The organism is Ruegeria sp. AB9 (assembly GCF_056542585.1).
Window position 1 is genome coordinate 1 of the sequence record NZ_JBQGAA010000027.1, and the last position, 24,418, is coordinate 24,418.

A 24,418-nucleotide genomic window follows, 5' to 3' on the forward strand; every position below is an offset into this window, starting at 1 on the left:
GACGCTTCTTTGATTGCGCACGAGCTGCGACGATCGGCGAGTATTTCACAACCCACCTATTCAATGTGGCATGGTCAACTCGCACGCCGCGCTCAGCCATGATTTCTTCCAAGTCTCGATAGGACACTGTGTACCGCAGATAGAAGTAAACAGCGTACAAAACTGCATCTTTGGGGAAATGACAGCCCTTCAATGAGATCATGCTCAATTAACCTGTTCGAATACTATTCTACGAGTACAAACCTCAGATCACGCATGCTCGTCAAATAAACCCCATAGTTTGCGACACATCCGCACCGCCATGCTGGTGACCTCTGTGCCATTGTCAGAGACAATAGTGCCGGGTTGGCCGCGCTCCGAAATCAGCCGATCAAGCTCCCGCGCGACACGCAAGCCTGAAAGGGACGTGTCAGCCATCAGAGCCAGATTCTCGCGTGTATGGTCATCCACCACGGCCAGAATGCGGAACCGGCGACCATCGGTCAAAGCGTCGGGAACGAAATCCAGGCTCCAGCGCTGGTTCGGGCCATCCGGCATGACCATTGGCCTTCTGGCGCCCAGAGCCCGCTTTCGGCCGCCCTTACGGCGCACCTGAAGCTTTTCTTCACGGTAAATCCGCCGGAACGTCTTGTGGTTTATCTCGAAACCCTAGCGCTGCACCATGACATGTAGCCGGTGATACCCAAACCGGCGACGCTCCTTCGCAACCGCCTTCATGGCATCGCGCAGTTCGTCGTCACCGACCCGGAGGTATTGATACCGGACAGTCGAGCGATTCACATTCAGGGCCGCACACGCCCGACGCTTGCTCACCTGATGAACCTCCACCAGATGCGCCACCGCCTTCCGCTTGGCATCGGGCGCTACCACTTTTTTGAATTCACATCCCGAAGCATTGCGTTGTCCAACATCTGCTCGGCCAAGAGCTTCTTCAGTTTGGCATTCTCGCCCTCAAGTTCGCCCAGCCGCCTGGCGTCAGGTGCTTCCATTCCGCCATACTTGTACTTGTAGAAAGTGCCCTGGCTGATCCCATAGCGCCTGCACACGTCGACCGTCTTCTCCCCAGCCTCCTGCTCTTTGATCATATGAATGATCTGCTTGTCGCTGAATCTCGTCTTCATGTGTCCGTCCTCTTATTGGGCGGACTCTACACAAAACTGGAGGAGTTTCAGGGGCTCAGGTCAGTGTTTAGTACACTTAGGAGTTTTCTGCTAACCATCGGTATACAAGTTCGGCGCGGTCGGATGCTCTGTTGTGCAGAGCCACGTAAAAATCCAGTGGTGAGGACAGCGTTTGCGGCAAAAGGCTGACCAGTTTACCGGACGATACGAGTTCTGAAGTCAGGCCCTCCCAACCCAGCACAGCCCCCATGTCGTCCTGAGCTGCCTGCAGTGCAATGGTATAGTTGTTTACGCGATGCGCTGAATTCAAAGGTCCGTCGTATCCCAGTTGGCTGGTCCATTCTCGCCAATCCGTCCACCCTGTTCCCGGCGCGTCAAGGTGAATCAAGGGGATTCGCGCGAGGTCTTGGATACCAGTGATATTGTTCTGCTCCAGAAAGCGGGGGCTGCCGAGGGCCATAATACGATCACGAAACAGAACATGGCAGCGCGCGTTTTCCTCTGAGGCGTCGCCGTAGCAAATGCTGAGATCGCATTTCGTTGTGTCGAACCCCAGATCCGTGACCACCTGTGTCACCGAGATATGGCCGTAGCTTTTCCAGAATTGCGCAAGGCGATGTGTTAGCCATAGCGAGCTTACAGCCGTGCTGGATCGGATGGTTACTCCGGACCTGTCATATTGCAGGCGCAACTGCTGTAACGCCTCGCTGATCCCTTCGAGTCCTCGCTGTAGAGCGACCAGAAGGTAGGCCCCGCTTTCGGTCAGTTCTACTCCTCGGTGGTGTCTGCGGAACAAGGAACAATTAAGCTCTTGCTCAAGCGATTTCACTTGATGGCTGATTGCCGCGGGGGTCACGTTCAGCTCTGTCGCGGCGTTTTTAAAGCTGACATGACGGGCGGCGGCTTCGAAGCTGATTAACGAGCTTACGGGGGGAAGTTCATAGGGGCCTTTGGGCAAGATGATTTGACCTTTAAACCTTGTTTTTCTCTCTTTTTTTCTCAAAGAGGAAGACTTGAGTTATTTCAACTATCCCAAAGTGAGTTTTTTTGCAATTGCGTGAAAAGCTGCCGCCCGCAATGTTTGTCTCGATCACTAGGGAATGTGTCCGTCCCAGACAGTGGTGATTTGCGTCTGTGGCAATGGGCTCGTCTGCATTCCCGAATAGACCCGGCGTCGTGGGTTAATCTGGATGCTCGGTTTTTTAGCCGGTTTCGGCGGGACTTAGGGAGTCGATTGAATGAAGTCGCATGCAAAAGTTGTGGTTGTCGGTGGCGGATGCGTTGGGGCATCGATCCTTTATGGCCTGACTGAACATGGGTGTTCGGACGCGGTCATGCTGGAGCGTACGACGCTGACCTCGGGGTCAACCTGGCACGCTGCGGGTCTGCTGGTGACCTTTGTGCGGTCGCACAATGTGTCGAAGATGACGATGGAAACTATCCGCATCTATTCCGAGGTCGAAGAAAAGATGGGTGCCTCGGTCGGGCTGCGCAAAGTGGGCCAGCTGCGTGTCGCCAATACCGAGAAGCGCTGGGATGAATTCCAGTCCTACATTTCGATCGCCGAAGCCGCGGGCGTTCCCTGCAAATTGGTAACGCCGGAAGAGATCGCTGAAATCCACCCTCTGCTGAACCAAAGCCCCGACATTCGTGGCGGTATCCTGCACACCGAAGACGGCTATGTGAACCCGGCCGATATCACCATGGCGCTGGCCAAATTGGCGCGGGATGCGGGCGCGAAGGTCTATCAGAATACCGAAGCGCAATCTTACGAAAAGCTGGACAATGGCCACTGGAAGGTGACCACCAACCAGGGCGAGATCACCTGTGAACACCTGATCTTTGCCACCGGCAACTATGCCCGCGAGAACGCGCGCCGGGTGGGGCTGGACCTTCCCTGTATTCCAATCATTCACCAATACTGGACCACCGAAACCGTACCGCTGCTGAAAGAGCGTCGAGCGCAGGGCCTGAAAGAATTCCCGATCCTGCGCGACGAGGATTACGGGGCTTATCTGCGCGAAGACGTGGGCGGCATCCAGTTCGGTCCCTACGAGTTCACCAAGGACCTCAAACTGTTTGCCGAAGACCGCGTGCCGCCGGAATTTGGCGCCGACCTGCTACCCGAAGATTTCGACGCGGTGGAAACCCAGTGGGAGCGCGCCATTGAACGCGTCCCGACGCTGGGCGAGGTCGGCATCAAGGCCAACACCCGCGGCCCGTTCCAGATGACCCCGGACGAGCTGCCTCTGGCCGGTCCCGCGCCGGGGCATGACAACCTGTGGCTCGCCGAAGGGATGCCGGGCGGCATCCTGTGGGGAGGCACCGTGGGTCATCGTCTGGCCAAGTGGATCGTCAACGGTGATCCAGGCATGGACATGTCGGAACTCGACCCACGCCGTTTTTCGGACTATGCGTCCAAGCGCTGGACCATGGATAAAGTGCGCGAAACCTGGGGCACCCACATGGACGCGCATGTCCCGGGCGAGGATTTCCCGAATGCACGCCCGATGAAAACCATGGGGTCTTATGACCTGTTGACCGCACAGGGCGCAGTCTGGACCAGCTTCAACGGCTATGAATTCCCACGTTGGTTCGCCAAGTCCCCGGAAGAGGCGATCCCGGAACACAGTTTCCGTCGAACCGACCACATGGAACTGGTTCAGGAAGAGGTGCGCCGCACCCGGGGAGAGGCTGGCTTCATCGAAATGTCGTCGATGACCAAGTTCACCGTGCGCGGGCCCGGCGCCGCCAAATGGCTGGACGGCCTGGTGGCGAACAAATTGCCTAAGGTGGGCCGAATGACCCTGTCGCTGATGTTGAACGACAAGGGCGGCATGGACGCGGAATACACCATCGTGCGCTATGCCGAGGATGACTTCTATCTGATCTCAACCCCGAACTGGCGGGCCTATAACTGGGATCAGATGCAGCGCCTACTGCCCAAGGATGGCTCGGTCATCATCGAGGACATCTCGGAACAGCTGGGCGTGATCGCTCTGGCCGGTCCGAACTCGCGCGAGATTCTGTCGAAGCTGACGGATAACGATCTGTCGAACGAAGCCTTCCCGTGGCTTTCCGCGCAGATGGGCGAAGTGGGCTATGCCAAAGGTGTGCACCTGCTGCGCGTGTCCTATACCGGTGAGCTTGGCTGGGAACTGCACCACCCGGTTGGCTACAACCGTCACATCGTGGATCAGTTGCTGAAAGCGGGCGTGAAACCGTTCGGGCTTGAGGCGCTTGAGTCCATGCGGCTAGAAAAGTCCTATCGCGCCATCAATCGCGAGATTTGCAAGGACCTGACCCCGTACGAGGCCGATCTGGGCCGCTTTGTGGCCATGACCGAGAAAGTCGGTGGGCAGGTCTGTGAACGCGACTTCATCGGTAAGGCGGCGCTTCTGGCGCAGCAAGAGGCGGGCGGGTATAATGTTCTGGCCACGCTGAAACTGCCGTTCTGCGATACGTCGGTGATGTTCGACGAGGGCGTTTACGCCGATGGCAAACTGATCGGTCGCGTCACTTCGGGCGGATTCTCGTATTACTGCAACCACGACATAGCGATGGCGCTGGTGCCGCAGGATATGGCCGCACCGGGCAAAAAAATGCAGGTGCTGGTGCACAATGAAATGCGCGATGCCGAGGTGATAGACACCTGCGCCGTTGACCCAGCCAGCGCCCGCGCGCGCGCCTGATCCAGAGGGGTTGTAATGACACAAGCAAGAGCACGTTCTGGCCGGGGTGGCCGCGCAGCGCGGGTGCAGGCCCGCACCAATCCGCCACCAGTTTACCTGCCGACGCTGAACCGCAAGATCGGGCCAATTGATCTGCTTGGCCCCGAAGGTGTCGAAAAGATTCACAATGCGGCCATGACGATCCTTGAGACCACCGGTATCGAATTCCGCGACCCGGTGGCCCTGGCTGACTGGAAGAAATACGGCGCCGATGTTCAGGGAGAGCGGGTCCGTATCGGTCGGGACATGTTGATGGACCTGATCTCGGCTGTTCCGTCGGAATGGGGTTATGCGGCACGCAATCCGGACCGGTCTTTGCGGGTCGGCAACCGGAATTCCGTTTTCGCGAACGCCTATGGCGCCCCGTTTGTCTATGGTCTGGATGGCGTGCGCCGTCCGTCGATGCTGGAAGATGCGCACAATTTCTTCAAGCTCAGCCAGATGAGCCAGTCGATGATGGTTCCGGGGGTTCTGCCGGTCGAGCCGCAGGACGTGCCCGTGCCGCAGCGCCATCTTGAGCTTGTCCATGCGGCGCTGACGCTGACTGACAAGCCGATCAAGGGGTCGGTGCTGTCGGAACAGGCTGCGCGTGACTCGGTTGAGATGACCCGCATCGTGTTCGGCGAAGAATTCGTGGACAACAACGTGGTGATGGCCGCGCTGCTGAACTGCAACACGCCGCTGGTGTGGGACGAAACCATGTTGGAAAGCCTGCGGGTTTACGCCAGTGCTAACCAGCCCTGCCTGCTGTCGCCCTTCGTTCTGGCTGGAGCCTCAACCCCTGCCAGCCCGCAGGGCGGCGTGGCGCTGCTGATCGCGGAATCGCTGGCGGGAATGGCCTATAGCCAGATCATCCGGCGCGGAGCGCCGATGGTTCTGGGTGTGGCGATCATGGGGGTTTCAATGAAGACCGGCGCGCCGATGATGGGCTCCCCCGAACCCGGCCTGATGAACCTGTTGGTGGGTCAGATGGCGCGGTTCTATGACGTCCCGTGGCGGACCTGCACGATGTGGACCGGCGCGAAATCCCCGGACATGCAGGCGGCGTTCGATACGGCCAACACCATGTGGCCGGTGCTGCTTGGCGGGGCCAACTACATCGTGCATTCGGCCGGATTTCTGGAAGGCGCGCTTGGGGTCAGCTACTCGAAATGGGTACAGGACACCCGGCAGCTTGAGAATTTCCACCGGTTCTTCAGCGGTCTTGAGGAGGAAAACCTGGACGCAATCCTGGATGACATTGCCGAGATCGGCCCCGGCGGACACTTCCTTGGAACAGACCATACCCGGGAAAATCCGCTTCACATGAACCCGCTGCAGAACAATGACAGTTTCGAACAGTGGGAAGCGGAAGGGTCGAAAACCGCGGAAACCGTAGGCAACCTAGAGGCGCAGCGTATTCTGGACAACTACGTCAAGCCGGCGATACCGGATGATCAGCGCGGTGCCCTCGACGAATTTGTTGCCAAGAAGAAGCTGGAATATCAGAACTCGTAACTGAAAACACGGGTGCGCCAGGGCCCGCCAGTCGTCCACAAGGACAGGATGAGGCATATGACTGACGCCCCGACGAAAACGCTCTCATTCGAAGAGGTGAAGGTATTGGCTAAATCCGCCCTTGTGTCCGCCAGCATGGACGAACGCGGGAGCGAAATTCTGGCGAATCTGGTTATGCGGTACAAAGGTGACGGTCCGCGCAGTCATGGTTTGCGGATGCTGCCAGTCTATGTGCAGAGCTTTGAATCAAACTATGCAAATCCGATGGCCAATCCCACCATTAAACGCATTGCACCAGGCGTTTTACGCGGCGATGGAGATAATGGCTATTACCAGATAGCGGGGGCGGATGCGCGGGATGAGCTAATTGAGATGGCCCGCGAAAAGGGTATCGCGTCATTCACCTGCGCCAATTGCCACCATCTGGGCGCGCTGCGGTTCGACACTGAACCGTTAGCACAGGAGGGGCTGGTCGCACTGGGGGTTGTGAATTCGTTGTCGATGGTCGTGCCCCAAGGAGGGCTGCGTCCGGTTTTTGGCACCAACCCGATGTCCTTTGCCTGCCCGCGTGAAGGTGCCGAGCCCGTCCTCTGGGATCAGGCGTCCTCGATTGTTGCGCTGATGGATGTGCGCATGGCTGCCGCCGAGGGGCATAACCTGCCGCGCCCCAGCGGGCTGGATACCTCGGGCCAGTCGACGACCGATCCCAACGCTATTCTGAAAACCAGCAGCCTGTTGCCGTTTGGCGAACACAAAGGCGCGGCCATCGCCTTTCTGATCGAGGTACTGGGCGCGGCGCTGGCCGGGGGCACCTTGTCGGTCGACAATCAGGAGCGCGAGTCCTTTGGAGCCCTCAAAATCAAAGGCGGGGCAACCCTAATTGCAATCGACCCGAAACGGTTCGGCAACCCTGCGTTCAACGATTACATCACCCACATCTGTGCCGAGATCGAGGGCAACGGAACCGCGCGCGTGCCCGGTGATGGGCGACTGAAAAACCGCGCGACGACCCAAGCGAATGGAGTTTCGGTTGCACCGGACCTGCTGGCACAGTTGCAGGCGTTGTAGGAAAGGTCGTACAACATGCTTAACCTGGTGGTGATCGGCGGCGGCATCGTGGGTATCTCCTGCGCGCTGGCTTTGCAGACTGAGGGGTTTCGTGTCTCCGTCATCGAGCCAGGTCCGGTGGGTGAGGGGGCCAGCTGGGCCTCGTGCGGTTGTATCGCCGTGGGTGAGATCGTGCCGCTGTCTCAGCCCGGAATGCTGCTGAAAGTTCCCGGTTTGTTGATGCATCCCAAGGCACCTTTGACGCTGCGCCCAAGCTCGGCCTTGCGACTGACGCCGTGGTTCACCCGGTTTGTTGCCAACGCACGCCCTTCGAAAATGCGGGCCATTGCGGAGGATTTGGCGCGACTGACCTTTCTGGCAACTGCGGATTTCAAAGCGCAACTGGCCGATATCGGGCGACCTGAGCTGCTGGTGGAACGCCCGGTCATCAAGCTGTTTGACGGCGATGACGATCGCGCCAGCATGGCAGCGGCCTTCGATCTGGCGCGCGATCTGGGGTGTTCGATCGAAGAAGTCAGCGGCGGAGATGCGCATGATTTCGATCCAGCCATTGCGCCGGATTTCAAGTATGCCGCCCTGCTGCGAGACTGGAGCTATGTGACCGAACCCAAGCGACTGGTTGAGGCGCTACACGAAACCTTCCTGAATCGTGGGGGAGCAGTCATCTCTGGCAGCGCAGTCGGCTTTGACCGGAGCGGCAGTCAGGTAACGGCCGTAAAGCTGCAAGATGGTCGTACCATTGCCGCTGACGAGTTTGTCTTGGCAGCGGGTACGCGCTCCCGGTATTTGGCGGCAGAATTGGGCGTTCCGCTGCAGATAGAAGGCGTGATAGGTTACTCCACCGCCTTGAAGGACAGCGGCGTCGAGCTGTCCCACACGGTTTTCTACGCAAAAGGTGGGTTTGGCATCACACCTTATGATGGGTCGCTTGCGGTTGCGGGGACAATTGAATTCGCCGGTGTGAATGCGAAACCGAACTGGAGCCGTGCGGATATTCTGGTGGACAAGGCACGCCGCGTGCTGCCCGGATTGCAGACCGAAAACGCAGATCGGCGGTTCGGACGGCGACCGCTAACACCTGATACTCGCCCGATCATTGGCCGAAGCGGCAGGCTGGCAAACGTCACCTTTGCGACCGGCCACGGGCAGTTGGGTCTGACACTGGGCGCGACGACCGCGAGGTTGGTGGCGGATGAAATTGCCGGTCGACAATCCCAGACCGACATACAGGCATTCTGTCCGGATCGCTTCTCGGGTTGAGGCTGAGTGTTCCGTTGCTCAAACACGTTTAAAGGCACGGCTTTGATTGGCGAATGACAGATGGGCGTATAAGTTTCCTGACGCTTGAATTGAGGCATTGGCCGAGATTTGGAATAGACATCCGAACCACAGAACATTACGTGGGTTTTGTCTTCATAAGCCTGTGTACTCGCCAACAATCCGAAAAGCACAGTCACTTTGGTGTTGCTGATCCTGTTGACTATTTCCACGCGGCGGTCGGCTCTCCGAGAACGGTGCGGTCGACAGTAATCCCAAGCCCCGGCGCGTTCCGAGGCAGGGCGCCGGGTTTTGTCGCAAACTTCGCCCTTACCTGTCAGGTCGAGTGCATTTCTGGTAGCGCGTGCTGCAACATGACAAGAGCAGGCCGTGACGATCTCATTTAAGGGCGCGCATTTACCGAAGGACCTGATCTTGCAAGCGGTCTTCTGCCATCAAAAAATTTTGGGACAGAACCGCAACGGACATATTCTGGTAAAACAGCAGCGCCCCCCTTTTTAGAGGATTTTGGCGTTATAAGGGGGGCGCTGCATTGGCCGAGGAAGGCTTGCTTACGAGTGAGTGGCCCGCGCCTTAACGGTGCCGGAGACACCCTTTCGGAGGGGGTACGAGAGCTTCCTTGACCGCGTATATTGAACTAACTCGAAAGATGTTTCCAATGTGAGTAATAGACCTCTCACAGTGTTTTCACCCAACTTACATTTTAGAAATATTTCAACCTGCCTATCTCTCAATCCACGAGCAAGCCAATGTTGCGACTAACCTTTTTCACAATGTCCGTGATCTTCAGTGGCAGTCGGTCCATGGGTGGATAATTCATAGGTCATGGTTGGGAAATGGAGGGCCAACGTCCAGACTTCGTCGGGTTTGATATGGATGAAAGTCACCCCGTCAAGGCCGTGTGCAACGGAGGCCGGGCCTTCTGCGCCCTGGACAATCATGCGCGCTTCCGAGAGGTCTCCGTTCTGAAACACCCGAATCTCCTCTCCGGATACATCCGATGTGCATCTGAATTCAGTTTCTTCGGCAGTGGCCACGGATGCAGACATGATCGCTATCAAGATTGCGGTTTTTTTCATCTTTGTATTTCCTCATTTTCTGGAATTGGCTTTTTGGGTTTGAGTGATCCCGCAAGCGGATGGACCCAAAGGGTGGTGTGGAGTATTTTTTCTTAGGTGTACTCAAGCGGCCGCGAGGGTTCTTCCAAAGCTCACGCAAACCCTCAAACCCGGTTCGTTGTCCTCCGCAACGACTATTGCCCCATGCCTTACTGCAACAGCCTTTACGAGAGATAAGCCAAGCCCGTTTCCCGCTTCGTTTCTGGCGCCGTCTGCCCTGAAGAATGCGTCAAATATCTTGCTGATTTGAGACGGGGGAACTCCCGGTCCATTGTCTTCCACAACGAGTTCCACGCGATCAGACTTGGCTGTCAGGGATATCTTGATCCAAGATCCTGATGGACAGTATCGAAGCGAGTTGTTTACAAGATTGACGAGCAACTGCTTCAGCATGTTTTCATCGCCTCGGATTAACACCGTATCGGCGTTGAACTCTGCCGAGATGTGTTTTTCCTCGTCTAGCGCAACCGGATAGAAAGTTTCGACAACATCCTCGACAATTGCGCTCAGATTTACCGTCGTAAACTGGTCCTTGTATCCGCCGGTTTCAATGCGAGAGATTCTCAGGATCGTGTCAAAGACAGCGCTGAGACGTTTCAGCTCGCTTTCCAGTTCATAGAGCGTTGGACGCGGATCGCCACCATACTCGACTTCGCTATAGGCCTGCTGCAATGCCAAAAAACCATGTGATAATGGCGTCTTTAAGTCATGAGCTATTGTGACAGCGGTTGTTTGCGTGCTGATGAGCAGGCTCGACAGCCGATCGAGGTGTCGGTTTATCAAACGGGAAACCCGATCAATCTGATCGTTTGCTTCTGAAATGGGTAGGCGAATGTCTGTATCCCCTTGTGAGACAAGATCAAGGGTTCGCTGAATCCGTTGAAGTTTGCGATAGCTTTGCGAACTGACGTAATATCCCAGCCCCAAAACCGTGGCGGTTGTCGCAAGCGTCAAGAGCAACAACCCTTCCCAAAGCGTCGTCAAAGCTTGATTGAGTGATGTCAGGCTGCGGGCGACCACCGTGCGATAACCAAGATAGTCGGAGGCGTGAAGCAGGTAGACCGGAGCAGCTCCACCGATCTCCACGAAATCCGGATCAACCTCATGCCAGCCATTTGTGCCGGGTACTTTCGCGACAGATCCAGCAAGTGCCGAATTGTGTTTGTCAAACAGCGCAATCATGTGAAGCCCGGTTCGGTTGGGGCTGTTCAAATGTTCAATCGCCCTCTGAACTGCGTCTGCGCCCCCGTCCAACAGTATCTCGTGAAGCAGAATTTCTTCTTCAAGGATTTGTTGTTCAAGGTTGAGGCGGAGCCTGTCTTCCAGCGCCAAATAAGCCGCGTAACCGAAAACAGCGGTGATGATCCAAACAACCAACGCAGCATAGCAGGCTGTCCGGAATGGGGCGCCTGAGAAAATGCTAGCGCGGTCCATGAAGGCTGTATCCAATGTTTCGGGACGTATGCAAAAGGGGCGCCTCAAAGGGCTTGTCAATCTTTGACCTCAGCCGGCTGATATACGTCTCGATCACGGTTGAATTCGGATCGAAATTGTAATCCCAGACTTGTTCCAGAAGCATGGTGCGCGTCACGATCCGTCCTGAGTTTCGCATCAGAACTTCCAGGAAGGCAAACTCGCGCGGCAACAATTCTATTACCTGATTTTGTCGTTTGACGACCCTGCTGAGCAAATTCATTGAAAGATCGTGAACTTGAAGTTCGGTCGTTGTAACTCCGGCAGAGTGGCGTTTGATAATGCTGTACAGTCGCGCAAGAAGCTCGGAGAAATGAAAGGGTTTTACCAGATAGTCATCGGCGCCCTCAGTCAGCCCCTCAACTCTATCCTGAACATCTCCAATTGATGTGAGGAACAGAACAGGGGTCTGTCTTTTAGCCGCTCGCAGGGCTTTCAGAACGGAAAGACCGTCCATTCCCGGCAACATGCGATCAAGAATGATGGCATCACAGTCATTGTACAAGCAATAGGAAAGGGCATCCCGACCATCTTCATACCACTCCACACTGAAGCCGTTGGCTTGCAGGCCCGAATTAACAAAATCAGCGGTCTTTTTGTCGTCCTCTGCAATGAGTATTTTCACTCTGTGCCCCTCCAAATTAGCCAGTACCTGTTCCAAGAAACGTGACTGAACCAAACGTAGAATAGACCCAGCCACATCAAGATGGCCGAGTCCATTTGGCAAATGGCTGCGGATCAGAGGCTCAGTGTTTCCTCAACCGCTTTGACTTGCAACCGTGCCAGGCCCAGGTTGGCCGACTTCTTATCCAATGCGACATACACAAAAATATTGGAGTTTTTTTCCAACGGACGGACAAGATGAAACTGCTTGCCCAGCGTGATTAGAATATCTTCGATAGAATCGTTGAGCTTCAGAGCTTCGATAGCCTGCAGTTTTGCGCGAACCACTTCAACGTTAGCCGCACCAGCTGTTTCGAGATCGATCTTGGAGCCGCCCTCCGTGCCGAGTATTAGGCCCGTATCGCTGTCGACGAGACAGGCCCCCAACAGTCCTTTGATTTCACCGAGTTTCGAAATGTCTAATGACATGATTGGCTCCTTTTCTGCCTTGGAATGGTTTGCCTGACCCATATTCGGCTTCCGAGGGGCCGGACGGTTCAGATCGTTCGCGGGTGGAATTGTGATGGTGTATTTCTGAATCAGACCGACCTTTTCACCGAATCTGGATATCACAGAGACCACGTTGCCGTTGGGCTTTGACATTAGTTATCCAATCGCTGCTATTGATGTAGCGACGCACTCAAGCGAAATTTCGCCCTTGCGGACTGCTTGAGCACGGAGGAACAATCGGTCGACCAGTCCGTCGTCTAGGCAAGGAAGAGTTCTAGCTCGAAATGTGGCGTAACACATTGAACTCAATGTGACTTTAGAATTGGATGTGCCCGGGTTTTGGGAGCGCTTTTGGACTATTCCCAGAATATTCAGTGCAGAAACTGCGACGAGGATCAAGTATTGGGCGTGACTAGCCGAGGCAGCAACCGCACCTTCAGGATTTATGAGGAACGCAGACCACAGATGCCCGATTTCGAAGACCACGCTGGCCAATCCGGATATCATTAAACTTAGCATAAGACCCCGCCTCATTACCCAACAATCAAGCGGTGACCAGAGCGCCGGGAGTATTAACTGACCTTTCGGAAAACTTAAAAATCTGAAAGTTTTAGGGTATTGCAAACTAGATTCAGGATTCATACCAGTAGATGACGGTTGCTGCGAGGGCGATGGCTGATAGGAAGACTTTTGCGCAGCGGTCATAGCGTGTTGCCATGCGCCTCCAATCCTTGAGAAGGTTGCTGTCGCAAATTTCTTTGCAGGAAAGGTAGGTTGAGCAGGAGAGTCGATTATCCTGCCAGTTGAGCAAACTGCTGAAACGGAGAGAGTCCGGGCGTGAATTGACTTTTGCGGATCATGTTGACCAGTTCGATACCGGCTAAGGCAGATGCAGCAGAAGCGGAAGCCTTGAAACCCAACATGGGCCTGATCCGACGTTTGATCACGCAATACAAGCGCCACTTTTGTCGATGACAATCTTCTTGGGCAACCCATTACCATTTCAACATCGCCAATCCGGCCTGTATTAATCGCGTGCTTCAACGCACGGAAATCGGGGTCAAAACGTCGTTGGAAACCCAGCATCAACACCGAGCCGGTGTCAGCCACAACATCCACGCAGGCCCGCGCCTGATCCACATCAAGATCGATCGATTTTCGCAGAAGATCTGCCCTGCCAGCCCGTGCGAACCGTTCAATCAGGTCTGCGTGGGTATCCGTGGGCGCGCAGATGATTACGACGTCGATGTCTGCAGACGCCTCAATTTCTTCGGCCGATCGCACATCGCATCCATGGGTATCCGAATACGCGCGCAGCGTCTTCGAAAGGATCAGAAACAGCCTTTATAGCTGTACCTGAGACAGCTGCAATCGCGGACCCATGCACTTGACCTATTCAACCCGCGCCAATCACTGCAACGTTCAGTAGGGGTTTCATTTTATTTCCTGGTATTTAGAGGCAACAGATGAGTGCGGCGTCTTCATATCGAAACGCACCTCAAAAAGTCGCCCGTTTTTCAAACCTTTAGATGAGCGTTTTGTGAACAACTGGAGTACGTTCACATGCCTAGATCGGCAGCTCAGGTCAGGTCATAGATTTCCTCAAAAACCGACGTATTCGCACCCAATACGGGGAATGCCTCCAAGAGGTTATCTTCATCCGGCAATCTGCGTGTCCTGCCCCCGGCCTCATTGATCAGACAATAACCCGCACAACAATCCCAGACGGACATACGCGGTTCAATATATCCAACCAAACGACCGGCGGCGACCCACGCCAGCATGAGTGCACCTGATCCATACCGCACCCAGCTTGCGCCGGAAGTCATGAGATCTTCAAACAGTTTCGCCGTTGTCACTGGGTCCACCCGGTCATTGGCACCAACGCCCAGTAGACCAGTTTGCAATGTCAGTTGATCCGTTGTTGTCACACGTCGCCCGTTCAGAAACGTACCGCAACCCTGCTGGGCTGAAAATGTTTCCTGCAACGCAGGGGCATAAATAACTCCGGCGACAGCTTCGGAGCCTTTCATCAACCCGATAGACACGCACCATCCAGGCATACCATTCAAAAATGGTGCCGTTCCGTCGATCGGGTCAATCACCCAATCATAACCGGTTATTCCCTTTGAATATCCAAACTCTTCACCGATTTGGCCATCGTCTGGAAATCTCTCTGCGATCTTCTTGCGTATGAACCGTTCGACGGATTTATCCGCTTCAGAAACCAAATCTTGCGGATGGCGCTTTTCTTCAATGATCAGCGATTCACGCTTCTCAAAGAAGGCCAATGCCATACTTCCGGCTTCAAAAGCAATTTCTTCAGCCAACTGGCTTCGTTGTGTCAGTTCGTTTGCAGGGTATTTCTGGCACAGAGCTGTCAATGACTTTCTCCGATCAACGCAACGCCGATGGGGTCAAAGCGCAGTGAGGTCAGGTCGCCGATATCAAATCGGCTTTCAGTGTCTGGTGACGTTGCAAAAATACTGTTCTCGCCCCATTCGAGAACATATTCCATTTTGTCTCCCAGATACGCGACGGAAGCGACTTTGGCCTGAAGTTGGCCACTTTCTTTGGGCGCAAGATGAATTGAGTTCGCCCGGATTGCCACCTTCGCATGTCCCGGCTTGGCCCGGTTCGCGTCGATCTGATACTGATCTCCACCAATCAAGACGGTCGCCGTTCCATCGGCACAATTGGTAACTTCACAGCCCATAATGTTGGCTTCTCCGATGAAATCGGCGATGAACTCGCTTGCGGGTGAGCGGTATAGTTCTTTGGGTGTTCCGTCTTGTTCGATGACTCCGTCGCGCATGACGATGATCCGGTCGGATACCGCCAAAGCTTCTTCCTGATCATGCGTCACATAAACAGCTGTAAACCCAAGCTCCTGTTGCAACGAGCGAATTTCAGTCCGTACAGACCGGCGCAATCTGGCATCCAGGTTGGAAAGCGGCTCGTCCAGCAAAAGCACTTGCGGCTCAAGAACCAATGCCCGCGCAACTGCAACGCGCTGTTGCTGGCCCCCGGACAGTTCAGCAGGATATCGATTGGCAAGCGCCCCAAGCCCGACAGTGTCCAGACCTTCGGCGGCCAGTCGATCCGCATTGTCCCGGCCCACCGCTTCAAGCCCGTATTTCACGTTCGCAAGAACCGACATATGCGGGAAAAGCGCATAGGATTGAAATACCATCGCCACATCGCGCTGGTTTGGCGGAAGATGCGTCACATCCTTGTCGCCAATGACAATCCGGCCCGTGGTCGGTGTTTCTAAACCCGCCAGCATTCGAAGTGTCGTTGTTTTTCCGCAGCCTGACGGGCCGAGCAATGTCACCAGCTGTCCGGGCTGAATATCAAGGTTCAGGTTGTGAATGGCGGTGAAATCACCAAAGGACTTCTGAATTCCCTCGAAACTGACGGACCCTGTTTTCATAGTGTTCATGCCACTGCCTTTCGTGACTTTGCTTGTATTTGTTTCGTTGTGCTGATGTCTCCGCGGCGCAATTTGCGTTCACCAACCAATAGCTGGAACACCACGATGACGCCGACCATGACAAAGATAAGAACCGAGCTGTAAGCGATCGCCACGCCGTATTCGCCGTTTTCCACCAAACCAACGATGTATGAGGTCGCCATATTGTACTTGGCACTGACCAGGAAAATCACAGCAGAAACGGACGTGATTGCGCGTACAAAACTGTAAACCAGTGCTGCCGTTATTGCCGGACGAAGCAGTGGCAGAATGACCTTGCGCAAGGTCCGTGCACTATTGGCGCCCAGAGTCAGCGATGCCTCATCGAGATTCTTGTCCAGCTGCGCCATCGCCGCGATACCACCCCTGACGCCTACGGGCATATTTCTGAAAACAAAGCAGAAGATCAGGATAAGCGCGGTGCCTGTCATCTGGATTGGCGGCAGATTGAACGCTAGAATATAGCTGATGCCAATAACGGTTCCGGGGATTGCAAAGCTCAGCATCAGGCCAAACTCGAACGCTGCCCGGCCCGGGAATTTTTGACGTACGATCAACCAGGCGGCAAGGATGCCAACGGCGGCTGTCAACGGCGCGGCAACCAATGCGATCCACATTGTGGTCCAGAAACTGTCCCAAGCAACACCCGTAAAGGAAACGCCATCAGTAAAGGAAACCGAGAAAGCAGTAGCGTAGTTTGCAAGCGTCAGAGTGTGGTCTAGGCCCCAGATTTTCACGAAACCGCCAAACAGGATCAATCCGTAAATGGCGACGGTAAACAAGCTCCAAACCGCGACCACCGCACAGACGGGAATGGCCATTGCTTTCGGCATAGGAATATTGCGCCCGCCATCGCCCTTGCCGGTCACGGTTGCAAAGTTCTTTTTGCCCAGCCAACGACGCTGAATGAAGAACGCGCTCAGGGTGAAGGAAAGCAGAATGATCGCCAGAACGGCCGCTCTTGACGGGTCACTTTGTGCCCCGACAACCGCAAAGAAGATTTCGGTCGACAAGACGCCCCCGTTTCCGCCCAGAACCAGAGGGTTTCCAAAGTCGGCCATGGATTCGATGAACCCAATGAGGAAAGCGTTGGCCAATCCGGGAGCCATCAACGGAAGGGATACTTTCCGGAATGTCAGCCACCGGCCAGCCCGCATTGTCTGGCTGGCTTCTTCCAAAGAAGGGCTTACGCCTTCGACCACGCCGACAAGGACCAAAAATGCGATGGGCGTAAAGCTCAGGGTCTGGGCAATCCAGATGCCCGGCAGTCCGTAAATCCAGCGCCCAAGCTCAATGCCGGTCACCGCCTCGATCGCCTCGGTGACAAAGCCGGTTCGTCCAAGCATTAATATCAAGGCAAGTCCGATGACAAATGGCGGGGTGATGATTGGCAAGATGCTGAGAATTCTCAAACCCTTCCGGAAGGGCACGTTGGTACGGGTCAGTACAAGGGCGAACGCCAGACCCAGCAGGGTGGTGCTTGTCGCGGTGCAAACGGCCAACGTAAGCGTCTGCCATGCTATGCCGCACCGCCCCCCGGACAGGCAGTTGAGCTGCCAGATGGCCGGATCCTGGATATTTCTGAAGAACCCGACCGATGAGAAATTACCCCGAAAATCCTGAAAAGAACCCACAAACATCGAAAGCAGCGGATAGAAAATGAATGTGGTGACCAACAGGATCAGCAAACTGATAGCCAACAGGACGATAGCGTCCCCTTTAAGTGCCCCACGTTCGGAAAAGCCAAAAGCAATCAAACAGGTAAAGAAGATCAGAACCGATACCGCGCCTGCCCCGAATGCCGGTTGACCGTTGTTTTCACCGAACATCGCTGAAAGGAAGTCCAGGTTCCATCCGCGCAAACCGATAGCCAGACCCTGCGAAACCAGCCAGAAAATACCTATCACGCCGATGAGAGCCAGATATCCGCCTCTTTGCCTAGATACCTTCATTGACCTCAGGACAACGGCAAGCGCCACCAATCCCAAAACCGGCACCAACTGCCAGTTGCCCAGAAAAACCTGTACCAAACCCGGCCATGTCCGGTCGTCGGTTGCGACATCCGCCAACCATTCACCGTTTAAAAAGCCTGACCGGATATGGTACCAGGGCAAAACGCAAAACCCCAGCAAGCTGAGTAGAATTGCCCCGTTCAGGCGCCGATTTTCGAGTGCCATGCTAGAACTTCCAAACCTTGAAGTAAGACTGTCCGCCGAGCAGGTGCGTCACCCACCCGGCAAGTCATGTGTTATTTTGCGGCGCCGACTTCGCGGTCCCAGCGCGCAAGCAACCCGCTTCTGCGGTCGCTGCTGCCATATTGCGCAAAATCATAATCGATGAGTTTGATGTCATCGAGCTTGGGCGCGGCCTCCGGCTGTTCCGAAGCTTTGTTGGACGGGATTTGATAAGACCCAACGGTCGCCATGATGTTCTGGGCTTCTGGTGTCAGAACCCAATCATAGAAGACCTTCGCAGATTCCGGGTTCGGTCCATCGGAGATGATCGACATCGAGCCGATCTCATAGCCTGTACCCTCACATGGTGCGACCACCTCGACCGGGAAACCGGCCTCCGCCTGTTTGACTGCGTCGTGCATGAACACGATACCCAGGCCCGCCTCACCGCGGGCAGCTGATTTTACCGGAGCAGAACCGGACTTGGTGTATTGTGAAACGTTGTCGCCCAGCTTGATCAGGTATTCAAACGCCTCATCCTCGCCCATCAGCTGAACGAGAGTGGCCAGAACGGTGTAAGCCGTACCGGATGAGTTAGGATCGGCAACCTGAATCTCTCCGGCCAATGCCGGGTCAAGCAGGTCAGCCCAACACTTGGGTCCATCGATACCTTTCTCTGCGAATAGCTCGGAGTTATATCCCCAGCCCAACGCACCCGAATAGACACCAACGGTACGAAAACCCGAGGTTTCGGCTTGCGACACAGCCCAGGGCTGCAACTCTGAAAGCATGTCGGATTTGTACGTTTCGGTCAGCTCATCCGACGCCGCCTGCAGGTGCGGATCACCCGTGCCGCCCCACCAAAGGTCCATCTGCGGGTTGCGGGCCTCAGCGCGGATCTTGGCGTAAGCCTCCCCCGATGACAGGCGAATCATGTTGACGTCGATGTCTGACTTTTCTTCGAACTTAACAACCAGCGCCTCGCAAACGGCATTGTCTGCGGAACATACCAGGTTCAGCTCATCCGCATGCGCTGTAATGCCCATGACCATCAATGCGGAACTCGCCATCATCGTAGTTTTAATGTTCATACCTTCTCCTCCATTGGTGCAAACTGTACATTTTGCTTTGTACACGTGTGCAAATGAGGTTGTTTTCTTTTTCTCGCTTTGTCAACAAAAAGAGTTCTTATCCTTAGTTTATTGACTAATTTCAAAAACTAGATATAGCTCACGTGTACATTTTAGACGAGATCAATGAAGCGAAATCAAGTTACAGCCCTAGATGTCGCGCGTCACGCCGGCGTTTCTCGTGCCGCCGTCTCACGGACGTTCACACCTGGCGCCAGTGTGTCGGCCAAAACACGTGCTCAGGTTCTGAAAGCTGCGGAAGCGCTCGGCTATCAAGTGAACCATCTAGCCAAAAGCCTGAACAGCGCAAGCAGCGGCATAGTTGCGTTGATCGCCTCGGAAATCGAAACCCCGCACCGGGCGGAGGTTTTGTCTGTCATGACGAAAGAGTTTCAGGCGGCTGGAAAAATAACAATTTTGATCAATACTAGCGGTACCGACGAGTCTGTCAGGGATGCATTGATGCAAGCTATCCGCTTCAGAACGGAAGCAGCAATTGTCCTTTCCGGATCACCCGACAGGTCAATCGCCGAAGTTTGCCAAAGTAATGGCGTCAAGCTCGTGCTGATTAATCGAACCGACAACATCCCCAATACCTTACACATTTTGCCGGACAACAAATCTGTTGGCGAAACGGCCTTGAACGCTTTGATCAACTCAGGTTGCAAATCCGTTGCAATCGCTAATTCGGAAACTGCTACACTAAGCTTGTTGGAGCGAGAGAGAGCCTTTCTGAACGCCGCGTATAAAAGAGAAATACCCGTCACGCGTTGCGTGTTAGGCTCCACATCCTATGAAACCGGGCAGGAGATAGGTAGCGAATTGCTCAGCGGCACTCAAAGACCGGACGGTGTATTCTGCACTACCGATCTTTTAGCATTTGGCGTTATGGATATTGCGCGGCATAAGTTGGGGCTTCGAATTCCAGAAGAGCTTGCCGTAGTCGGATTTGACAACGTCGCGCAAGCGGGATGGGAAAGCTACAAACTTACGACGTTCAAGCAACCCGTCGAGAAGATAGCAAAAGCTTCTCTGGATTGGACCACGGAAGAATCCGGGGAAAGTGCAATTGCGACTATTCCGGTCAGGATGGTGTGGCGCAACAGCACAAAGTGATCCGTCCGCAGAAGAATATTGCGCTTTATCAAGATAATTCATGTGTGGATGCCCCGGTTACTGAGAGCGAATTCAAAGCCTTGGAAATTTTGATCGGGTGCAGTCATGTGTCCGGCCTCTGATGTGCCGAAACACTGTCGGCGGGCCCTTATAGAGATGCGAAGCTTGGGTCTTAATCAGCTTAGCGGACTCGTGGGCCACAATATTCTCCTGGTTTCCCCAATGCCAATCTCAAGATCATCGTGTTCCGTAACCGTTTCTTCGTCCTCTCAGTCGTGCCAGTAATCGGGTCGCGCAGTCAAACAGCGGCCTGAATCTGGTAGTCTCTTCTTGTAGCCATCATCGCCCAAAGTCGTCTGGCCATTGCCGGTATCGAACTGGTCAACATGATCCGCAAATGCCAATACACGCCCGGACTCTCCCCGTTTCAGCAGTTTGCTCAACTGGCAGGGTAATAGATCCGCCTGCGCAATCTCCCCAGCCTTCAAAGGAATTCGCGACAGAACCCGTATGGGGCTTCAAAATGGTTGGATGATCGGCGTCCGCACATCACTGTGGAACCGGGACATTTCTGGCATCGGGTCCAATGACGGATTGGGTGACACCGAACTGACTGTTCGGAAAGAAATCGGACGTGGCGGGTCAGACCCTTCTTTTGTCGCCAGTTTAAGCTATTCTGCACCGACGGGTGATGATTTTAGCCAAAACCCGGTTCCGATCGGTTCCGGTTTCCATGAACTGGCTGGCAGATTGAGCGTGGTAAAGACGATTGCGCTGGTCGCTCTGTTTGGGGACATTTCTTACCGCTACAGATTTTCAGACCACTTTAATGGCGTGAAAGTGGAACGCGCTCCCGAATACGGACTTGGATTTGGCGGGTCTTTGGCAATTACTCCAGATGTGTCTTCCTCGGTATCACTTCGCTACTTCTTTGAGGACGATTTGAAATCCGATGGAGTTTCTGTACCGGGCACGTCAACGACAACAGGCATATTGGACTTCGGCCTCGGCGTAGTCTTGAAACGGGATCTGTTCTTGAACCTGAATGCCGCTTTCGGAGTTACAGACGATGCTCCCGACACGGTATTGTCCATTTCTGCACCCTTTAGATTTTGAAGCATGAACCGGCATCGAGGTCAAATACTCAGCATTCAGACAGCACAAAGAAGACGGCAAGTTTGTCCGCATCTCGGAAGCTGCAAAGTCTAGTCGTGAAGGCCTGCTGCGGCGGCCAATAATACTGACCTCAGGGAGCGGCAGTTCTAAGTTCAACCAGTCGTTGCCGTGTAGCCATTTTCTGGGTTAGCCTTGTCAGAATGAGGGCGACCGTCTCGATAATCGGAACATGGGTATTGAAGAGTTTCGTAGCGGAGTTTGACGACGGCTCCACTCTCCAACCCTGTGGCGACAACCCGCAGGGCCGGATCGTCTACGCGGGCGATGGGTTCATGTCGGCTCACCTGTGGAACCCTGACACGCATGTCGAAGGAGCCAACTCACGTGACTACCCCAGCTACTTCTCGTACTGCGGCGATTGGTCATTGAAGGCGAAGTCGTTTGCCGGCTTTGGGCTATTAGATTCGTTTGCCTTCAATACGCATCCGAACGACGCTCTGGATTTGTAGAAGCTTGTTGCACCAATCGCCAAATGCGTTCCGGGGTAATCGGAATATCAAGGTTAGCGACTCCGCGTGTGCACAGAGCGTCAGCTACGGCATTGGCGACAGCGGAAATTGAGCCGACGGTTCCAGCTTCACCGCAGCCTTTGACACCCATTGTATTTGCAGTAGACGGGACCGGCTCGTTAACATAGTCGAAATGTGGAAAGTCCGACGCTCTTGGCAGTACGTAATCCATGAAACTCGCTGAAAGCAGTTGACCGTTGTCATCGAAAACAGTGCGTTCCAATAGCGCCTGACCAATTCCTTGGGCGCAACCGCCGTGCACCTGACCTTCAACCAGCATGGGGTTAATCAGGTTACCGAAATCGCTGACCACCGTGTATTTCTCAAGAGTCACCACTCCGGTTTCAGAGTCCAGTTCAACCTCGGCAACATGCGCGCCATTTGGAAAGGCCCAGGTATCGATTTTGCCGACCCCTTCAATATCCAAAAGGTCGGCCCTTCCGGCTGCGCGTACCATATCGGCGGCTTCCAGCATCGAGGGTGTCAGGTTTGACCCCGGAGCGCGAAAGGTCTCGCCGTCAAACTCAACCAGATCAGGGTCAACCTGCATGGTTTTGGCGACAAAGGGGCGGAGAATCTCAACAGCATTCGAGACAGTTACCAATGTTGCGTTGCCGGTGGTCGTCACTGAGCTTGACCCGCCTGTGCCGACACCAATCCCCGTCTTGTCGCTGTCCCCCTGAATGACGGCAATCTTATCTTCAGGAATTCCGGTTTGTTTCGAAAGAAACGCGGCAAACACACTTTCGTGTCCCTGTCCCGAGGACTGCGATGGAACGGTTAGAATGGCTGATCCACCGACGGGAAATTCCAAACGCGCACTGACCTTGGAATTGCCTATCGCATTCATAACGTAATAGCTCAGCCCGATCCCGCGCAATCTGCCGCGGGCTTCACTATCGGCTCTCCGCTTAGCAAACCCTGATCTGTCGGCTACCTGCTCTGCCCGGTCCAGAACGCGGTCGTAGTTTGCCGGATCATATTTCTCACCCGTCGCGTTGATGTAAGGAAACTGCTCGGGCTGGATAAAATTGCGTCGTCGCAATTCCCACGGATCGACACCAAGTTCGCGGGCCGCATAGTCCATCATTCGTTCCAGAACATAACTGGCCTCGGCACGCCCGGCACCACGGTAGGCATCGGTCTGCGCTGTATTGGTGAAAATGCCTTTCACGTTCAAATAACAATTCTGCACCTGATACGCACCGGACAGAACCATTGCAAAATAATCGGTTTGGATAAGTTGCCCAAGGTCGCTGTTGTAGGCACCCAGATTGCATCTTGTTTCGACACGATATCCGATAAGACGATAGTCGCTATCAAATGCCATTTCGGCATCGTGATCCAGGTCACGGGCAGCGGCGTCAGTCAGCATTGCCTCCGTTCGGTCGGACATCCAGCGAACCGGTTGGTTCAAAACCCGCGCCGCATGCGTGACCAAAATGGGTTCAGGGTATGACATGGCTTTCAAACCGAACCCGCCCCCGACATCTGGCGTCGTAACGTGGATGTCTTTCGATGCGATACCAAGAATCCGGACGATTTCATCTTTGGTGCTCTGGACGCCTTGACTGTTCAGTGCAAGATGAATTCTACCGTCCACCGGTTCAGCAAAACACCCCCGAGCCTCAATTGAGTTCACGATGATCCTGTTGTTGTGAACGGTCTTGGAAACTGTGTACGCGGCCTTTGAAAACGCTGTCTGACAAGCTGCCTCATCGCCCGTGGACCAGTTGAATGCGCAATTGTCCGGCGCTTCGCCGTGTAACGGCTCTCCACCTGCTGAAACGCGCATGTGCGAAGGCAACTCTTCGTACTCGAATTCGATCAACTCGCAGGCGTCTAGCGCTAATTGCGGCGTCGTTGCCACCACCATTGCAATAGGTTCGCCGACAAAACGCGCCTTTTCTTCGGCGAGCAATGGCCGTCTGGGCGCGGCGCCAATACTACCGCCCGAGCATTCCACAACTTCGAAAGGCAATCCTTCTGCAATACCAGATGCGTGTAAGTCGTCAGCGCTTAATACCAAATGCACGCCTTCCATCTGGCGCGCGTTGAAAACGTTCAACTTGGTAATTTTTGCGTGCGCTATGGGCGATCTGAAAAAATGCGCAAAAAGCGCGCCTGCTGGCGCGATGTTATCGACAAAAGTCCCTTCTCCGCGCAGCAATCTGTCATCTTCGCGTCGGGACCATGGATTGTAGGCTCCGAATTTCTGCATTGAAATCTCCAGCCAAAAGCGAGAATTCTACGATGAAATCAATTTCTCCAGCATGCATGTATGGTCGGCCCGAACAAGCTATTCCGGCGGTTTGTCTATGTTTGGAAAAAGGGTAATAAGTTTACCGAGGCCTGTCTGACGTCAGCACCAATGGGACAGTTTAGGTTGATTTGATAAGAGAGGGTTTCTGGCTCATCGTAACCGCCAAGGAGTGGAGATGA

General features: G+C 54.6%; 17 protein-coding genes and 6 pseudogenes. 8 read left to right on the forward strand and 15 right to left on the reverse strand.

Translation table 11 applies throughout. The features are described from left to right. From ACR0K5_RS24180 to ACR0K5_RS24190, 3 genes and pseudogenes are all read right to left on the reverse strand, one after another. Positions 1 to 202: pseudogene (locus ACR0K5_RS24180) on the reverse strand (IS6 family transposase); the annotation flags it as partial. A 92-nt stretch (positions 203 to 294) separates the two neighbouring features. Beyond that, positions 295 to 1,121, reverse strand: a pseudogene (locus ACR0K5_RS24185) (IS3 family transposase); the annotation flags it as partial. A 76-nt stretch (positions 1,122 to 1,197) separates the two neighbouring features. Further along, a complete protein-coding gene (locus ACR0K5_RS24190; protein ID WP_480632095.1) occupies positions 1,198 to 2,124 on the reverse strand; it encodes a LysR substrate-binding domain-containing protein in 927 nt (308 codons plus the stop codon). A gap of 235 nt (positions 2,125 to 2,359) precedes the next feature. Here ACR0K5_RS24190 and ACR0K5_RS24195 point away from each other — a divergent pair, with 235 nt between their 5' ends. From ACR0K5_RS24195 to ACR0K5_RS24210, 4 genes are read left to right on the forward strand one after another with little or no spacing between them, the layout of a single operon-like run. Then, a complete protein-coding gene (locus ACR0K5_RS24195) occupies positions 2,360 to 4,813 on the forward strand; it encodes a GcvT family protein (protein WP_480632096.1) in 2,454 nt (817 codons plus the stop codon). A 15-nt stretch (positions 4,814 to 4,828) separates the two neighbouring features. Beyond that, positions 4,829 to 6,349, forward strand: a complete 1,521-nt coding sequence (locus ACR0K5_RS24200) for a trimethylamine methyltransferase family protein (protein ID WP_480632097.1) — start codon at positions 4,829 to 4,831, stop codon at positions 6,347 to 6,349. A 57-nt stretch (positions 6,350 to 6,406) separates the two neighbouring features. Beyond that, the gene (locus tag ACR0K5_RS24205; RefSeq protein ID WP_480632098.1) at positions 6,407 to 7,417 is read left to right on the forward strand and encodes an Ldh family oxidoreductase; all 1,011 of its coding nucleotides are present in this window, start codon (positions 6,407 to 6,409) and stop codon (positions 7,415 to 7,417) included. 15 nt (positions 7,418 to 7,432) lie between these two features. Beyond that, a complete protein-coding gene (locus ACR0K5_RS24210) occupies positions 7,433 to 8,677 on the forward strand; it encodes an NAD(P)/FAD-dependent oxidoreductase (protein ID WP_480632099.1) in 1,245 nt (414 codons plus the stop codon). 776 nt (positions 8,678 to 9,453) lie between these two features. Here ACR0K5_RS24210 and ACR0K5_RS24215 read toward each other — a convergent pair. From ACR0K5_RS24215 to ACR0K5_RS24265, 11 genes and pseudogenes are all read right to left on the reverse strand, one after another. Beyond that, complete coding sequence (locus ACR0K5_RS24215; protein WP_480632100.1) at positions 9,454 to 9,774, reverse strand: hypothetical protein; 321 nt, start codon at positions 9,772 to 9,774, stop codon at positions 9,454 to 9,456. Between the two features lie 102 nt (positions 9,775 to 9,876). After that, complete coding sequence (locus tag ACR0K5_RS24220; protein WP_480632101.1) at positions 9,877 to 10,995, reverse strand: sensor histidine kinase; 1,119 nt, start codon at positions 10,993 to 10,995, stop codon at positions 9,877 to 9,879. Between the two features lie 238 nt (positions 10,996 to 11,233). Next, positions 11,234 to 11,911: a response regulator gene (locus ACR0K5_RS24225; protein ID WP_480632110.1), complete on the reverse strand. Its 678-nt coding sequence runs from the start codon at positions 11,909 to 11,911 to the stop codon at positions 11,234 to 11,236. Positions 11,912 to 12,024: 113 nt separating this feature from the next. Beyond that, entirely contained in the window at positions 12,025 to 12,552 is a 528-nt protein-coding gene (locus ACR0K5_RS24230) for a roadblock/LC7 domain-containing protein (protein WP_480632102.1), read from the reverse strand. Positions 12,553 to 13,030: 478 nt separating this feature from the next. After that, positions 13,031 to 13,135 (reverse strand): annotated as a pseudogene (locus ACR0K5_RS24235) (IS5/IS1182 family transposase); the annotation flags it as partial. Between the two features lie 55 nt (positions 13,136 to 13,190). Then, positions 13,191 to 13,343, reverse strand: a pseudogene (locus ACR0K5_RS24240) (IS6 family transposase); the annotation flags it as partial. 142 nt (positions 13,344 to 13,485) lie between these two features. Then, positions 13,486 to 13,683, reverse strand: a pseudogene (locus tag ACR0K5_RS24245) (Gfo/Idh/MocA family oxidoreductase); the annotation flags it as partial. Positions 13,684 to 13,979: 296 nt separating this feature from the next. After that, positions 13,980 to 14,783, reverse strand: coding sequence for an inositol monophosphatase family protein (locus ACR0K5_RS24250; RefSeq protein ID WP_480632103.1), 804 nt, complete (start codon positions 14,781 to 14,783; stop codon positions 13,980 to 13,982). After that, the gene (locus tag ACR0K5_RS24255; RefSeq protein WP_480632104.1) at positions 14,780 to 15,841 is read right to left on the reverse strand and encodes an ABC transporter ATP-binding protein; all 1,062 of its coding nucleotides are present in this window, start codon (positions 15,839 to 15,841) and stop codon (positions 14,780 to 14,782) included. Before ACR0K5_RS24255 ends, ACR0K5_RS24250 begins: the two co-directional genes overlap by 4 nt. Beyond that, a complete protein-coding gene (locus tag ACR0K5_RS24260) occupies positions 15,838 to 18,048 on the reverse strand; it encodes an ABC transporter permease (protein WP_480632105.1) in 2,211 nt (736 codons plus the stop codon). Before ACR0K5_RS24260 ends, ACR0K5_RS24255 begins: the two co-directional genes overlap by 4 nt. Positions 18,049 to 18,119: 71 nt before the next feature. After that, a complete protein-coding gene (locus ACR0K5_RS24265) occupies positions 18,120 to 19,136 on the reverse strand; it encodes an ABC transporter substrate-binding protein (RefSeq protein WP_480632106.1) in 1,017 nt (338 codons plus the stop codon). 165 nt (positions 19,137 to 19,301) lie between these two features. On the opposite strand from ACR0K5_RS24265, the gene ACR0K5_RS24270 reads away from it, so the two are divergent. From ACR0K5_RS24270 to ACR0K5_RS24285, 4 genes and pseudogenes are all read left to right on the forward strand, one after another. Beyond that, complete coding sequence (locus ACR0K5_RS24270; protein WP_480632107.1) at positions 19,302 to 20,291, forward strand: LacI family DNA-binding transcriptional regulator; 990 nt, start codon at positions 19,302 to 19,304, stop codon at positions 20,289 to 20,291. A 362-nt stretch (positions 20,292 to 20,653) separates the two neighbouring features. Then, positions 20,654 to 20,746, forward strand: a pseudogene (locus ACR0K5_RS24275) (IS6 family transposase); the annotation flags it as partial. A 76-nt stretch (positions 20,747 to 20,822) separates the two neighbouring features. Continuing rightward, complete coding sequence (locus ACR0K5_RS24280; protein ID WP_480632111.1) at positions 20,823 to 21,407, forward strand: transporter; 585 nt, start codon at positions 20,823 to 20,825, stop codon at positions 21,405 to 21,407. Positions 21,408 to 21,607: 200 nt separating this feature from the next. Next, positions 21,608 to 21,916 (forward strand): lipocalin-like domain-containing protein, encoded by a 309-nt coding sequence (locus ACR0K5_RS24285; RefSeq protein ID WP_480632108.1) that lies wholly within the window; start codon positions 21,608 to 21,610, stop codon positions 21,914 to 21,916. On the opposite strand, the gene ACR0K5_RS24290 is transcribed toward ACR0K5_RS24285, so the two are convergent. Next, positions 21,882 to 24,197, reverse strand: a complete 2,316-nt coding sequence (locus ACR0K5_RS24290; RefSeq protein ID WP_480632109.1) for a xanthine dehydrogenase family protein molybdopterin-binding subunit — start codon at positions 24,195 to 24,197, stop codon at positions 21,882 to 21,884. The two genes, ACR0K5_RS24285 and ACR0K5_RS24290, sit on opposite strands and share 35 nt — an antisense overlap. Positions 24,198 to 24,418 lie beyond the last annotated feature (221 nt).

Bases quoted from the DNA above. Each gene is read 5' to 3' on its own strand.
- ACR0K5_RS24200 (WP_480632097.1), top strand. From the start codon at position 4,829: ATGACACAAGCAAGAGCACGTTCTGGCCGGGGTGGCCGCGCAGCGCGG.
- ACR0K5_RS24270 (WP_480632107.1), top strand. From the start codon at position 19,302: ATGAAGCGAAATCAAGTTACAGCCCTAGATGTCGCGCGTCACGCCGGC.
- ACR0K5_RS24230 (WP_480632102.1), bottom strand. From the start codon at position 12,552: ATGTCAAAGCCCAACGGCAACGTGGTCTCTGTGATATCCAGATTCGGT.
- ACR0K5_RS24210 (WP_480632099.1), top strand. From the start codon at position 7,433: ATGCTTAACCTGGTGGTGATCGGCGGCGGCATCGTGGGTATCTCCTGC.
- ACR0K5_RS24280 (WP_480632111.1), top strand. From the start codon at position 20,823: ATGATCGGCGTCCGCACATCACTGTGGAACCGGGACATTTCTGGCATC.
- ACR0K5_RS24265 (WP_480632106.1), bottom strand. From the start codon at position 19,136: ATGAACATTAAAACTACGATGATGGCGAGTTCCGCATTGATGGTCATG.
- ACR0K5_RS24220 (WP_480632101.1), bottom strand. From the start codon at position 10,995: ATGATTGCGCTGTTTGACAAACACAATTCGGCACTTGCTGGATCTGTC.
- ACR0K5_RS24205 (WP_480632098.1), top strand. From the start codon at position 6,407: ATGACTGACGCCCCGACGAAAACGCTCTCATTCGAAGAGGTGAAGGTA.
- ACR0K5_RS24215 (WP_480632100.1), bottom strand. From the start codon at position 9,774: ATGAAAAAAACCGCAATCTTGATAGCGATCATGTCTGCATCCGTGGCC.
- ACR0K5_RS24255 (WP_480632104.1), bottom strand. From the start codon at position 15,841: ATGAACACTATGAAAACAGGGTCCGTCAGTTTCGAGGGAATTCAGAAG.
- ACR0K5_RS24290 (WP_480632109.1), bottom strand. From the start codon at position 24,197: ATGCAGAAATTCGGAGCCTACAATCCATGGTCCCGACGCGAAGATGAC.
- ACR0K5_RS24195 (WP_480632096.1), top strand. From the start codon at position 2,360: ATGAAGTCGCATGCAAAAGTTGTGGTTGTCGGTGGCGGATGCGTTGGG.
- ACR0K5_RS24260 (WP_480632105.1), bottom strand. From the start codon at position 18,048: ATGGCACTCGAAAATCGGCGCCTGAACGGGGCAATTCTACTCAGCTTG.
- ACR0K5_RS24285 (WP_480632108.1), top strand. From the start codon at position 21,608: ATGAGGGCGACCGTCTCGATAATCGGAACATGGGTATTGAAGAGTTTC.